Source organism: Pseudomonas cavernicola (assembly GCF_003596405.1).
GTDB lineage: Bacteria > Pseudomonadota > Gammaproteobacteria > Pseudomonadales > Pseudomonadaceae > Aquipseudomonas > Aquipseudomonas cavernicola.
This window is the reverse complement of sequence record NZ_QYUR01000008.1, coordinates 153,791-167,587: the sequence shown is the minus strand read 5'-3', so window position 1 is coordinate 167,587 and position 13,797 is coordinate 153,791. Positions and strand designations below refer to the sequence as shown.

The following is a 13,797-nucleotide window of genomic DNA, read 5'->3' as shown; positions in this document are numbered from 1 at the left end:
AGCCAGGACAGGGAGGAGGGTGTGCAGAATTTTGTGTAACCGGGGTTGGGGTTACTGCTGCGGCAGCCTGTCTTCGTAGCTGATCGTAAAGCGTGTCAGTGCCGCCATCCAGTCACGGATCGGCATCGTCCATTTCTTGCTGATGTTGCGCAGGGCCAAGTAGAAGAGTTTCAACAGCGCTTCGTCGCTCGGGAACGAGCCCCGGTTCTTGGTGATCTTGCGCAGGCTCATGTTCACCGACTCGATGGCATTAGTGGTGTAAATCACTTTCCGGATCTCCGACGGGAAGTCGAAGAACGGCGTGATCCGTGCCCAGTTGCGCCGCCAGGACTGGCCAATCGGCAGATACTCGTCATCCCATTTGGCCTCGAACTCACCAAGGCGCAGTTCGGCTTCGTCCGACGTGGTGGATTGGTAAATCCGTTTCAGATCAGCAGCCACCTCGGCGCGCCGCTTCCAGGATACGTAGTTCAGGCTGTGCCTGACCATGTGCACGATGCACAGCTGCACACTGGTGTGGGGGAATATTGCCTCGATGGCCTCGGGGAAGCCCTTCAGGCGATCTACGCAGGCGACGAAGATGTCCTGTACTCCCCGATTGCGCAGCTCGGTAACCACTTGCAACCAAAACTTGGCGCCCTCGTTCTGGGCGATCCACAGGCCGAGAATCTCCTTCTCTCCGGACAGGTTGATACCCAGTGCCAGGTATACCGCCTTTACCCGTACAGCCCCCTCGTGCACCTTGGTGTGGATGCAGTCGAGGTAGACGATGGGGTAGACCATATCCAGGGGGCGTGACTGTCAGGCCTTGACCTCGTCAGCCACGGCATCGGTCACCGACGAGATCAGACCGGGCGAGACCTCGGCACCGTACATCTCCTCCAGATGCGACTAGATTTCCCGCACCGCCATGCCCCGGGCATAAAGCGACAGGATCTTGACGTCGAAGCCAATCCAGCGGGTCTGGTGCTTGGCAATGATCTGCGGATCGAAGCTGCAATGCCAGTCACGCGGCACATCAATCGGCAAGGCGTCGAACTCGCCCGTGAGGGGCTTCTGGCTGTGGCCGTTGCAGGCATTGCCGACAGGATTGACCACAGGCTCTTTCTTACCATGACCAAGATGGAGGGCATCTCGGCATCGAGGGCACGCTCGACCAGCATCTTGGTCAGCTGCTTGAGGATGCCGCTCTCGCCGATCAGGTCATCGGGCTTCTGGTAGTTGGCCAGCAGTTGGTTCAACAACTCGTCAGGTATGGGGTGTTTCGGGGTACTCATGGTGTCTCCGGTCTGGTGCGACAGTGTCGCTCAAAGACCGGAGACACCATGAGTACACCCTCCACTTTGAGCTTCCAGCCCGGTTTCCACTCCTTCTCGGTCCAATATCAGCATCTGGGACTCCGACGTCGGATATTTCAGTCGATTCTTCCGCAAACACGCGCAAGCGGAACAGTAACCAGCGTCCTGGGCGGACGGTGAACCGGGCCGGGTGTTCGAGGCCTGGGCAGATTCAGCAGGCGCCCCTCCTGCGCAACCGCTCACAGTCCACCTCTAGCGGCCTCGCTCAGCCCGTCTCGACCCGCAGCAACTGGCTGAGCACCGCGCGCAGCTTGCCGGGTTTTACCGGTTTGTTTAGCAAGGGCGCACCCAAGGCCTGCATCTCGCGGCGGCACTGATCGCTGCGGTCGGCAGTGATCATCACCGCCGGTATCGGCTGAGCAAAATGCTCGCGCAGATGCTGCACAACCTGGCAACCAGTCACCCCGTGATCGAGATGGAAGTCGGCGAGGATCAGCTCCGGCGCTTGGCCCTGCAGCGCCGTCAAGGCCACCGCCTGGTCGGTGGCGGTGAGCACCTCGCAGCCCCATTGCCCGAGCAGCGAGGCCATGCTGTGGAGAATGCTCAGTTCGTTATCCAGCACCAGCAGGCGCCGCCCCGGCAGTGGATTGCCGGCTCCCGCCTGCAGAACCACCGCCGCGCTGCTGACCACGGGGGCTTGCCGGGACAGTGGTACGTCGATGCTGAACACCGAGCCGCGCCCGGGTTGCGAACGAACCCGCACCGCATAGCCGAGCATGGCGGCGATCCGCTCGACGATCGCCAGCCCCAGGCCGACGCCCTTGCGATCGGCGGCGCGACCGACATCCAGCTGATTGAATTCGAGGAAGATCGACTGCAACTGATCGGCGGCGATACCGCGACCGGTGTCCCAGACCTCCAGCGCCAGCACTTCGCCACGCCGGCGGGCGCCGAGCAGGATGCCGCCACGCTCGGTGTAGCGGCAGGCGTTGCTGAGGAAGTTACGCAAAATCCGCGTCAGCAGGCGGAAATCGGTGTTGACGCTGTAGGCCGGGATACGCACGCGCAGGTTCAGCCCAGCGGCAGCGGCCACCGGCTGGAACTCCGAGGCCAACGGCGCCAGCAGCTCGTCCAGGCGGTAGACATCGACATCCGGTTTGATCGCCGCTTGGTCCAGCTTGGAGATATCCAGCAGGTCGGTGAGCAGATCCTCCGCACCTTCCAGCGCCTGGTGCGTGCGTTCCACCAGCAGCTGCTCGGCCTCCGGCAGGCCACGCTCGCGCAGCGCCGAAATCAGCAGGCGCGCGGCATTCAACGGCTGCAGCAGGTCATGGCTGGCCGCCGCCAGGTACTTGTCCTTGCTCAGGTTGGCCGCCTGCGCCACATCGCGCGCCTCGCACAATTGCTGGTTGAGCGTCTGCAGTTCCTGGGTGCGAGTGGCGACGCGCTGCTCCAGCTCCTCATTCAGGGTCTGCAGCCGTTGCTGGGCCTGAATGCGCTCGGTGATGTCGGCGACAAAACCTTCTACCAAGCCATCTTCATCCGGTTTCAGCAGCAGGTTCATCAACACATCGACGTGGCTGCCGTCCTTGCGGCGCAGGCGGGTCACGTAACCGAACAGGCCGGGGCCCTCACGCAGCACTTCACGAATCCGCAGCAGCTCGGCTTCGCCGCCCACAAACAGGTGGCTGGCCATATCGGTCAGCGACCACAGCACGTCCTGCGGGTCGTCGTAGCCAAGCATGCGCGCCAGCGCCGGATTGGCGGCGCGCAGGCCCTCGTGCAGGCTGGCCTGGAAGATGCCGTGCACGGCATGTTCGAACAGCCACTTGTAGCGATTGCGCTCGGTTTCCAGTTCTTCCAGGCGGGTCAGCAGTTCCGGGTAATGGCTCTTGCGTGCCGAATGGCTACCGAGCCCAAGCAGCCCAGCCATGGCTTTTTGCTGTTCGTCAGAGGGCCTCGCCATAGACGACCTCGACATCGCGCTGACTCGACGCGCGGGGGTTGGTGAGGATGCAGGGGTCGTCCATGGCATGCTGCGACAGGAACGGAATGTCGGAATTACCGACACCGTGCAGGCCAAGGGTTTCATGGAAGCCGACGGCATGCTTGAGGGTGATCAGGTGCTCGACCAGCCGTTGGCGAATCTGGTTGTGATTGAGGCCGCGGCAGTCGATACCGAAGGTTTCGGCGATGATCTTGAAACGCTCCGGCGCGGCGCTGTAATTGAAGGCCACCACGTGCTCGATCAGCACCGCGTTGCACAAGCCGTGCGGCAGGTCGAGGAAACCGCCAAGGCTGTGGGACATGGCGTGCACCGCGCCGAGTATGGCGTTGGAGAACGCCAGCCCGGCCTGCATGCTGCCGAGCATGATCTTCTCGCGCAGGGCTATATCGTTGGGGCTGGCGATCATCTGCACCAGGTTGCCGTTGATCAGGCGCATCGCCTCAAGCGCATGGGGGTCGGTGAGTGGGCCGTGGCCGGTGGAAACGAAGGCCTCGATGGCATGCACCAGCGCATCGATACCGGTACAGGCGGACAGGAACGGGTCCATGCTGGCGGTGGTTTCCGGGTCGATCAGCGACACGTCGGGAACCACCGCCTTGCTGACGATGGAGAACTTCATCCGTTCCTGCTGGTTGGAGATGATCACGAACTGCGAGACGTCGGCCGAGGTGCCGGCGGTGGTGGGGATCATGATCAGCGGCGGGCTGGGCACGCGGAGGGTATCCACGCCCTCGAACTCGAGGATGCTGCGGCCGTGGGCGACCACGATGCCGATGCCCTTGGCGCAGTCCATCGGGCTGCCACCGCCGACCGCAACTATGACGTTGCAGTTATTGGCGCGGTAGATTTCCGCACCGAGCATCACCTCTTCCACCCGCGGGTTGGGAGACACCTGGGTATACAGGCAATAGTCGATGTCCTGCGACTGCAGGCTGGCCTCGATATCGCTGACCCAGCCGGCGGCGACGACCCCGGGGTCGGAGACCACCAGCACCTTGCGGGCGCCGAAGGTCTTAGCGTAGTTGGCAACGTTATGCCGGCAGCCGGCACCAAAGATGATTTCCGGGGAAACGAATTTGCGCAGCTGGCTTACATCGTGGCTCATGCAACGGCCTGATTTTCTTGTAATGAAGTAATACAGAGCAGCCTACTGCATTCGTCGGCTATTGCAATGCGACTAACGCAGTCAGCGGCCGGCTAGCCCAGCAGTCGTTGGTAGAAGCGCCATTCCAACTCAAGTGTTTCGGCCAGATGGGCGGACTGGCGAAAGCCGTGGCGCTCATCCGCATAGCAGTGATATTCGACCGGGACGCCACGCTGTTGCAGGGCGGCGACCATGGCTTCGGTCTGCTGCGGCAGCACCACGGCGTCCAGCCCGCCTTGGAAGAAGATCAACGGCGCACTGATGCGCTCGGCGTGGTACAGCGGTGTGCGGGCCCGGTAACGTTCGGCATCGCGCTCGGGGTCGCCGATCAGCCAGTCCAGGTAATCGGCCTCGAACTTGTGCGTCACCCGCCGCAGTGCCAGGGGATCGCTGACGCCGTACAGGCTGGCACCGCCACGAAAAACGTTATGGAACGCCAGGGCGCACATCGTGGTGTAACCACCGGCACTGGCGCCACGGATGAAGGCCCGAACAGGATCGATCAGCCCGCGCTCGGCCAGATGCGCGACCAGTGCCAGGGCATCCTCGACCTCGATCACCCCCCACTGGCCCTGGAGCCGCTGCCGGTAGGCGCGGCCAAACCCACTGCTGCCTCGATAGTTGAGATCCGCCACGGCGAAACCACGCTGGGTCCAGAACTGGATACGCGGGTCGAACGCCGGATAACAGGCCGAGGTCGGCCCACCATGGAGAAATATCAGCAAGGGCGGTTTGTCCCCTTCCGGTCCCCGATAGCCGGCATTCGTCGGCTTATAGAAGAAGGCGTGAGCCTGCTCGCCAGCGCTGGCGAAACTCAATGGCTGTGGCCGCGCCAGCTGTGCGTCGGGCAGCGCCTGTTCGCCGCCAGCTAGTACCTGCACCGAGCCGTCGAAGCGGTCGATGGCCAGAATTGCCGGCAAGCGCTCTGGCGCGGCGGTGATGCAGTAGAAGTTCTCGGCATCCGCCACCAAGGCACGGAAACGGCTAAAGGCCTCGGCCAACGGTCGTTCCGTACCATCCGCGCAGCGCTCCACTAGCTCACCCCAGCCCTGGACGAAACGGCTTAGCAACATCCCGTCGTCCACCAACGGTAGGTAGCTACAGGCGCCCAATTGCCAGGGCGCTGCAGCATGGTCGGCAGCAGCGACGCACCCTACCGGTAGCCATTGGCCCTGTTGTTCGGCCCAAGGCTGCCACCAGCCGTGGCGGTCGCTGAGGCAGAACAGGCGGCCATCGACGCCGAAACGCGGCTGTTGCAGAGACTCGGCGCCTGCGTTCCCGGCCACCACCTGTGCCGGCAACCAGCCGCCCTGCCCGTCCCGCTCCGCCAGGAACAAGCGGGTTGCGGTCCAGGGTTGTTCGGGGCGATTCCATTCGATCCAGGCCAGGCGCTCGCCATCTTCACTCAGGGTTGGCCCGGCATAGAAGTCGGCGCCCTCGACCATGACCCGACGGGACCCGTCATCCAGGCTGAAGCTGACCAAGCGATGCTCGACCCTGCCCTCTGCCTGACGCTCCTCCACCGCCAGCACGGCCTGCTGCCGGGCAGCGAAACACAGATCGCCGAACCGGCTATCGACGCGGTCTGTGAGGCGTTGCGGTTGTCCATCCAGGGCTTGCAGGTAGATCTGCTGGTCCGCCTCGTTGACGAAGGCTATGCCCTGATCGGTCAGGCAGAAGGCGCCGCCGCCGTATTCGTAGACCCGGCTGCGCAGGGAGAAATCCGCCGGGGTCAGGCACTGGGCCCGGCCGGCGCGCCAGTGCCAGAGCGTGCAGCGCGAGGTCTGCGGGCAGAACTCTATCCACAAAAGGCCCAAGGCGCCGACGCGCAACTCGGCGAAGTCGCGACTGGCAGCGGCAGCTTGCGCCGCACCGTATTCACTGTCCCAGAAGCCGAAAGATCGGACTTCAGGCTTTGCAGATGATTTTCGAGGCACGCTCATTACGCATGACCAGGTCGTCCAAACCATGCGGGGCCTGCTCCGCCTCGGCGCGGGCGGCGAGGATCAGCCCGTGGTGCGCCGACTTGCTGCACACCGGGTCGGCGTTGCTGGCATCGCCGGTGAGCATGAAGGCCTGGCAGCGACAGCCGCCGAAATCCTTGTGCTTCTCGTCGCAGGAGCGGCACGGTTCGGGCATCCAGGCATCGCCACGAAAACGATTGAAGCCGAAGGAGTCGTTCCAAATGTGCTGGATGCTGTGTTCGCGCACATTCGGGAACTGCACCGGTAACTGCCGGGCGCTGTGGCACGGCAGCGCGGTGCCGTCCGGGGTGATATCGAGGAACAGGTTGGCCCAACCGTTCATGCAAGCTTTTGGCCGTTCCTCGTAGTAGTCCGGAGTGACGAAGATCAGCTTGCACGGGTGCTTCTGCTCTTCCAGCCTGGCCCGGTATTCGTTGGTGATGCGCTCGGCGCGCTGCAACTGCGCCTTGGTCGGTAGCAGCCCGGCGCGGTTGAGTTCGGCCCAGCCGTAGAACTGGCAGGTGGCGAGCTCGACGAAGTCGGCTTCCAGCTCCAGGCACAGTTCGATGACGCGCTCGATGCGGTCGATGTTGTGCCGATGGATGACGAAGTTGAGCACCATCGGGTAACCATGGGCCTTGACCGCGCGGGCCATCGCCAGCTTGTGCGCGAAGGCCTTCTTCGAGCCGGCCAGCATATTGTTGACCTCCTCGTCGGCGGCCTGGAAGCTGATCTGGATATGGTCCAGCCCGGCCTCGCTGAACTCGGCGATGCGAGCTTCGTTGAGGCCGATGCCGGAGGTGATCAGGTTGGTGTAGTAGCCCATGTCCCGGGCGGCCTTGATCAGCTCGGCGAGGTCCTGGCGCACCAGCGGTTCGCCACCGGAGAAGCCCAGTTGCGCCGCACCCATCTCGCGCGACTGGCGAAACACCTCGATCCACTCGGCGGTCGTCAGCTCATCGCCCTGCTTGGCAAAGTCCAGCGGGTTGGAGCAGTACGGGCACTGCAAGGGGCAGCGGTAGGTCAGCTCGGCCAGCAGCCAGAGCGGCGGGCCGGGCTGCGCCTTGAGCGCTTCGGGCCCGGCTGCAGACTTAGTGCAACTCGATCCAGAACTGAGCATTGGCTACCTCCATGAAGGCAAGGATGTCTTCGTCGATGCCCGGCACATCCGGGAAACGCCCACTCAGTTCGTCGATGATGGCGGCGACGCTCTGCTGGCCGTTGACCAGCTTGAGGATTTCCCCGGCACTGTCGTTGAGCTTGATCATGCCTTCCGGGTAGAGCAGCACGTGGCAGTTCTGCACCGGCTCCCATTGCAAACGGAAACCGCGGCGCAGCTTCGGTACCTGCTGCTGGATAGCCGCGTGTTGGGCAAGGCTGCTCATAGCGCAATCCCCCGATGCCAGACCCGTTCGCGGGTGACGCTGTGATATGGCGGGCGTTCCAGTTCGTAGGCCATGCTCATGGCATCGAGCATGCTCCACAGCACGTCCAGCTTGAATTGCAGGATCTCCAGCATGCGCTGTTGCGCCTCGTAGCTGCGGTAATGCTCCAGGGTGATGCGCAGGCCGTGCTCGACATCGCGGCGCGCCTGCTTGAGGCGGTTGCGGAAGTAGTCGTAACCGGCCGGGTCGATCCAGCTGTAGTGCTGCGGCCAGCTGTCCAACCGCGACTGGTGGATCTGCGGGGCGAACAGTTCGGTCAACGAGCTGCTCGCCGCCTCCTGCCAACTGGCGCGGCGGGCGAAGTTGACGTAGGCGTCCACCGCGAAGCGCACGCCGGGCAGCACCAGCTCCTGCGACAGCACCTGTTCGCGATCCAGGCCCACGGCTTCGGCCAGGCGCAGCCAGGCTTCGATGCCGCCCTCCTCGCCCGGCGCGCCATCGTGATCGAGGATGCGCTGCACCCACTCGCGGCGGGTGTCGCGGTCCGGGCAGTTAGCCATGATCGCCGCGTCTTTCAGCGGGATGTTCAGCTGATAGTAGAAGCGATTGGCCACCCAGCCCTGAATCTGCGCGCGGCTGGCCTGGCCCTGGTACATGGCCGCGTGGAACGGGTGATGGATATGGTAATAGGCGCCCTTGGCGCGCAGTGCCTGCTCGAATTCGGCCGGGCTCATGGCGACGCTGCTCATATCTGGCCCCTCATAGCTGGATGCTCATGCCATCCCAGGCGACTTCGATGGCGTGCTCCGCCAGGATGGCGCGCTCCGCAGAATCGACGTCGAGAATCGGGTTGGTGTTGTTGATATGGATGAGGATCTTGCGCGGCCCCGACAAGCCATCGAGCACCTCGATCATGCCGCCCGGGCCGCTCTGGGCCAGATGGCCCATCTCGCTGCCGAGCTTGTCGCCGACTTCGCAGACGCGCATTTCGTCATCGCGCCACAGCGTGCCATCGACCAGCAGGCAGTCGGCGCGGCGCATCCAGGCCAGCAAGGCGTCGTCGACCTGACCGAGGCCGGGGGCGTAGAACAGTTTGCCGCCGCTCTGCAGATCCTCGACGAACAGGCCGATGTTGTCGCCCGGGTGCGGGTTGCCGCGGTGCGGCGAATACGGCGGCGCGCTGCTGCGCAAGACAATCGCGGTCAGGCGCAGGTTCGGGCAGGCCGGAATGCTGAACGGCGTGCCGTCCAGCTCGATCAGGTTATGCTGCAGGCCGCCATTCCAGTGGCCGAGCATGTTGAACAGCGGAAAGCCGCTGCTGAGGTCCTGGTGGACCATCTCGGTGCACCAGACCTGATGCGGGCAGCCCTCACGCAGGGTCAGCAACCCGGTGCAGTGGTCGATCTGGCTGTCGAGCAGGACGATGCCGGCGATCGCCGTGTCGCGCAATTTGCGCGCCGGTTGCAGCGCCGGAAAGGACTCGATCTGGGTACGAATATCGGGCGAGGCATTGCACAGAATCCAGTGCACGCCATCGTCACTCAGGGCGATTGACGATTGCGTGCGCGGTTGCGCACGCAGGCTGCCGTTACGCACGCCGCGGCAATTGCGGCAGTTGCAGTTCCACTGGGGAAAACCGCCGCCGGCGGCGGAGCCGAGAATCTGGATATGCATGCTGGTTCCCCGACGCAAATGCCCCGGCGAGCCGGGGCAAAGCGGATCAACGGTTGGCGAAGTACATGGTCACTTCGAAACCAATACGCAGATCGGTGAAGGCGGGTTTAGTCCACATGGCTCAATCCTCGTTTTTATGCGCCGGAAGATTCCGGCAAAGCCAGTTAACCACCGGGCCAGCAAGCACCGAATGGTACTTTCGGAGGAGTTTTCCTCGTGATTTGGTAGCGCATGCGCTGGACGGGTAAGAGGTTATCCAGCCTGCGCCCCAGCAGGCCTTGCTAGTGCGTTGACTCGGTGTCGCAGAGTGAACTTTAGCCCACCCAGATGCCTACGGTGCTGGGCTGAAGCCCAGCCTGCGGGGCTACGGGGCTAATGACCGCCCACCACCCAGGCCAAACAATAAAAAACGCGGCCGAGGCCGCGTTGCGATAGGGATTTGCCAACCCTTAGGAGTAGGCGTACAGCTTCGTTGGCAAACCGCACCTCGGGAGGTGCATCGGCAAAAAATACAGCCGGCACGCGGGAGCACGCGGCCGGCTGCGAGGGTTTAGAAGAAGCCCAGCGGGTTGATGTCGTAGCTGACCAGCAGGTTCTTGGTCTGCTGGTAATGGTCGAGCATCATCTTGTGGGTTTCGCGGCCGACGCCGGACTTCTTGTAACCACCGAAGGCGGCATGCGCCGGGTACAAGTGGTAGCAGTTGGTCCACACGCGCCCGGCCTTGATCGCCCGGCCCATGCGGTAGGCACGGTTGATGTCGCGGGTCCACAGGCCGGCGCCGAGGCCGAACTCGGTGTCGTTGGCAATCGCCAGGGCTTCGGCTTCGTCCTTGAAGGTGGTGATGCCGACCACCGGGCCGAAGATCTCTTCCTGGAACACGCGCATCTTGTTGTTGCCCTTGAGCAGGGTCGGCTGGATGTAGTAACCGCTGGCCAGGTCGCCTTCCAGACGCTCGGCGGCGCCGCCGGTGAGCAGTTCGGCACCTTCCTGCTGGGCGATTTCCAGGTAGCTGAGGATCTTGTCGTACTGCTGCTCGGACGCCTGAGCGCCGACCATGGTCTCGGTGTCCAGCGGGTTGCCACGCTTGATTACCTTGATCTTTTTCATCACCTCGACCATGAAGGCGTCGTAGATCGACTCCTGCACCAGGGCGCGGGATGGGCAGGTGCAGACTTCGCCCTGGTTGAAGAACGCCAGCACCAGGCCTTCGGCAGCTTTTTCGATGAAGGCCGGTTCGGCGCTCATGATGTCTTCGAAGAAGATGTTCGGCGACTTGCCGCCCAACTCGACGGTGCTCGGGATGATGTTCTCGGCGGCGCACTTGAGGATGTGCGAACCGACCGGAGTAGAGCCGGTGAAGGCGATCTTGGCGATACGCTTGCTGGTGGCCAGGGCCTCACCGGCTTCGCGGCCGAACCCCTGGACCACGTTGAGCACGCCCGGCGGCAACAGGTCGCCGATCAGCTCCATCAATACGCTGATCGACAGTGGGGTCTGCTCGGCCGGCTTGAGCACGATGCAGTTGCCCGCCGCCAGGGCCGGAGCCAGTTTCCAGGCGGCCATCAGCAGCGGGAAGTTCCACGGAATGATCTGCCCGACCACGCCCAAGGGCTCATGGAAGTGATAGGCGGCGGTGTGCTCGTCGATCTCGGCGGTGCCGCCTTCCTGGGCGCGGATGCAACCGGCGTAGTAGCGGAAGTGGTCGGCGGCCAGCGGCACGTCGGCATTCAGGGTTTCGCGCACGGCCTTGCCATTGTCCCAGGTTTCGGCCACGGCCAGCACTTCGAGGTTGGCTTCGATGCGCTCGGCGATTTTCAGCAGCACCAGCGAACGGTTCTGCACCGAGGTCTTGCCCCAGGCATCGGCGGCGGCATGGGCGGCATCCAGGGCGAGTTCGACGTCTTCAGCGCTGGAGCGCGGGAACTCGGCGATTACTTCGCCATTCACCGGCGAGGTATTGGTGAAATATTGACCGAGCACCGGCGGCACGAACTCACCGCCGATGAAATTGCCGTAACGGGGCTTGAAGGAAACGACGGCGCCAGCAGTGCCTGGTTGCGCGTAGATCATGGCGATGGCCTCTCTTGTCGGAGCCTGCCCTGGACATAGGACAGGTCATGTTTAAATTTTAATTATGTACCCTATGGCGTCGGTATGCGCCTATGGCACAGGAGAGCTACTCATTTGGTAGTAAAGCGCCTGGCAGGCTCTGCCATGGGCCTTACAGGCAAAGTGCCGTCTCAGTGAGCGGGACTGGCCGCTGCGGGCTGACTCAGCGAGGTCTGATACGACTGGCCGTCGGCATCGCGCCAACGCAGTTCGAGTGGCCCCGTGCCCAATGGCAGCATCAACCGCCAATACGGGTTGGCCGCCAGCCCCTCGAAGGGCTCGACTCGCAACAAGACGCCCTGCCCTGCGGCCACCTCGAAGCTTCGCAACAAGCGCCTGGGCAACCACTGCCCCTGAGCATTCTTGCGCCGGCCGGTTTCCATCGGGTGGCGCAGCATGCTACGCAGTTCCAGTGCCGCATCGCCGTCGGCCCAGGCCTTGATCTGCCCCAGCCCCGCCAGCGGGTCGCTCATCGGGGTGGACAGACAGCTGCTACCCAGCACCGCGACGCTATTCGCGGCCAGCCATACGCGACCGCGGCCATCACGGGCAACGGCGATCAGTTGCTGGCTCTGCGGTAGGCGCACGCGGGTGGAAAGCTCCAGCGGTTCGCGCCAGGCCATGAGTTGCAGGCGGGCGATGCGAGGCTCGTCCTCGCCGCTGCGCAGCAAGCTCAACTGCACGGGTGGCTGCGCGCCTTGCAGATGCAAGGTCAAGGGCACGAACGCGCCGTCCTCCTGCCAGTCCGGCAATTCCAGGGTCAAACCCTGGGTTTGCACGTTGGCACCGGCCAGCAGGCGGGTGACCTCGGCCTGCGCCGTGCCGTAATCGGCGTGGGCCAGACCGGAACAGACAGCGAGCGCCAGCAGCGCGGCCAGCGCCGGGCCCACAGCGATTTTCACGCCGGCAGTCCCCAGGCATCGGCGCAGATGGCGTTATACCAAGCCTCGGACTCAGCCGCTTCCTGGGCACGCAGGGCATCCGCTGCGGCCAGCGGGCTGAGCAGCAGGCTGCCCGGCTGCTCGATGATGACGCCATCGGCGACCTGGTAATTGGCCGCGATGGACACCGCAGCCCCCGGTGCCAACGCGCTGTAGCAGGTGTTGCGCCAGTGCGGCTCGGCCGGCGCGACACCGGCCAGGTCGGCGAGCAAGGCGGCCACCACGACCTTGGCCTGGGCGTGGGCGCAGTAGGCCGACTTGGGCATCGGTGCGGCGATGCTGGCGTCGCCGGCGACATAGATGTCCGGGTTGGCGCGAGCCTGGAAGGTTCGCGGATCGACCGGCACCCAGCCGCTGGCATCGGTGAGCCCGGCGCGTTCGGCGATCAGCCCGGCCTTCTGCGGCGGGATCAGGTTGATCACCGCGGCGCGATGACGGCTGCCGAACTCGGTTTCCACCTCGCGACGCCGCACATCGACACGCTGCACGCGGCCATCGCCGGCGCGCCCGACCCACTCGACCATCTCGCCATAGCGCTGTTTCCAGCCTTCCTGGAACAGCGCCTGCTTGGAGAAACTGTCCTTGCCGTCGAGGATCAGCAGCTTGGATTTCGGCTTGTGCGTTTGCAGGTAATGCGCCACCAGGCTGGCGCGTTCGTAGGGTCCTGGCGCGCAGCGATAGGGATTGTCCGGCACGCTGATGAGGAACAAGCCACCATCGTCCATGGCCGCCAGTTGGCGGCGCAGCAGTTCGGTCTGCGCGCCGGCCTGCCAGGCGTGGGCGATCTGTTGGCTGGCAACCTGGTCATAGCCCTCCACGGCATTCCAGCGCATGTCGATGCCCGGCGTCAGCACCAGGCGGTCGTAGTTCAGCTGGCGGCCATTGGCCAAGCGCACCTGGCGCGCTAGTGGGTCGATGTCCTCGACCCAGGCCTGCAGGTGGTTGATCTTCAGATCGCGCACCAGGGAGTGATAGGAGCGGCTAATCGAGGCCAGGCTGCGCAGGCCACCGATCACATAGTTGCTGAACGGACAGGTGTGAAACTGCTTGCGCGGCTCCAGCAGGATCACGTCCAAGCTCGGATCGGCCAGTTTCAAATGACGGGCGGCGGTCGCCCCGGCAAAACCGCCACCGACCACCAGCACCCGCGCCTGGCTGCCCCGCGCACGCGCCGGCAACCCGGCCAGCCAGGGCAGCATGGTCAGGGCACCCAGCAGGGTCCGGCGTTTGAGCCCGGCCTCAAACATCGCGCCATACTCCCCGCGTCGGTTCG

Annotated in this window: 11 protein-coding genes and 1 pseudogene; all 12 read right to left on the bottom strand. The window is 64.0% G+C overall.

Going from position 1 to position 13,797, the window contains the following annotated elements; all coding sequences use genetic code 11:
• Positions 1-51: 51 nt before the first annotated feature.
• Positions 52-1,277 (bottom strand): annotated as a pseudogene (locus D3879_RS22695) (IS256 family transposase).
• A gap of 286 nt (positions 1,278-1,563) precedes the next feature.
• On the bottom strand, positions 1,564-3,264 hold the full coding sequence (locus D3879_RS22690) for a hybrid sensor histidine kinase/response regulator (RefSeq protein WP_119956500.1): 1,701 nt from the start codon (positions 3,262-3,264) through the stop codon (positions 1,564-1,566).
• The gene (gene ercA, locus D3879_RS22685) at positions 3,248-4,411 is read right to left on the bottom strand and encodes an alcohol dehydrogenase-like regulatory protein ErcA (protein ID WP_119956499.1); all 1,164 of its coding nucleotides are present in this window, start codon (positions 4,409-4,411) and stop codon (positions 3,248-3,250) included. Before ercA ends, D3879_RS22690 begins: the two co-directional genes overlap by 17 nt.
• A 92-nt stretch (positions 4,412-4,503) precedes the next feature.
• Positions 4,504-6,393, bottom strand: a complete 1,890-nt coding sequence (locus tag D3879_RS22680) for a S9 family peptidase (RefSeq protein ID WP_119956498.1) — start codon at positions 6,391-6,393, stop codon at positions 4,504-4,506.
• Positions 6,359-7,534, bottom strand: a complete 1,176-nt coding sequence (gene pqqE, locus D3879_RS22675; protein ID WP_119956497.1) for a pyrroloquinoline quinone biosynthesis protein PqqE — start codon at positions 7,532-7,534, stop codon at positions 6,359-6,361. Before pqqE ends, D3879_RS22680 begins: the two co-directional genes overlap by 35 nt.
• Positions 7,506-7,799: a pyrroloquinoline quinone biosynthesis peptide chaperone PqqD gene (gene pqqD, locus D3879_RS22670; RefSeq protein ID WP_119956496.1), complete on the bottom strand. Its 294-nt coding sequence runs from the start codon at positions 7,797-7,799 to the stop codon at positions 7,506-7,508. Before pqqD ends, pqqE begins: the two co-directional genes overlap by 29 nt.
• Positions 7,796-8,548, bottom strand: a complete 753-nt coding sequence (gene pqqC / locus D3879_RS22665) for a pyrroloquinoline-quinone synthase PqqC (protein WP_119956495.1) — start codon at positions 8,546-8,548, stop codon at positions 7,796-7,798. Before pqqC ends, pqqD begins: the two co-directional genes overlap by 4 nt.
• 10 nt (positions 8,549-8,558) lie before the next feature.
• Positions 8,559-9,473, bottom strand: coding sequence for a pyrroloquinoline quinone biosynthesis protein PqqB (pqqB, locus tag D3879_RS22660; protein ID WP_119956494.1), 915 nt, complete (start codon positions 9,471-9,473; stop codon positions 8,559-8,561).
• 46 nt (positions 9,474-9,519) lie between these two features.
• A complete protein-coding gene (gene pqqA, locus D3879_RS22655; protein ID WP_003253598.1) occupies positions 9,520-9,591 on the bottom strand; it encodes a pyrroloquinoline quinone precursor peptide PqqA in 72 nt (23 codons plus the stop codon).
• Positions 9,592-10,023: 432 nt separating this feature from the next.
• Positions 10,024-11,544 (bottom strand): acetaldehyde dehydrogenase ExaC, encoded by a 1,521-nt coding sequence (gene exaC / locus D3879_RS22650; protein WP_119956493.1) that lies wholly within the window; start codon positions 11,542-11,544, stop codon positions 10,024-10,026.
• A gap of 170 nt (positions 11,545-11,714) precedes the next feature.
• The gene (locus tag D3879_RS22645; protein ID WP_119956492.1) at positions 11,715-12,485 is read right to left on the bottom strand and encodes a thiosulfate oxidation carrier complex protein SoxZ; all 771 of its coding nucleotides are present in this window, start codon (positions 12,483-12,485) and stop codon (positions 11,715-11,717) included.
• The gene (locus D3879_RS22640; RefSeq protein ID WP_119956491.1) at positions 12,482-13,771 is read right to left on the bottom strand and encodes an NAD(P)/FAD-dependent oxidoreductase; all 1,290 of its coding nucleotides are present in this window, start codon (positions 13,769-13,771) and stop codon (positions 12,482-12,484) included. Before D3879_RS22640 ends, D3879_RS22645 begins: the two co-directional genes overlap by 4 nt.
• Between the last annotated feature and the right edge of the window lie 26 nt (positions 13,772-13,797).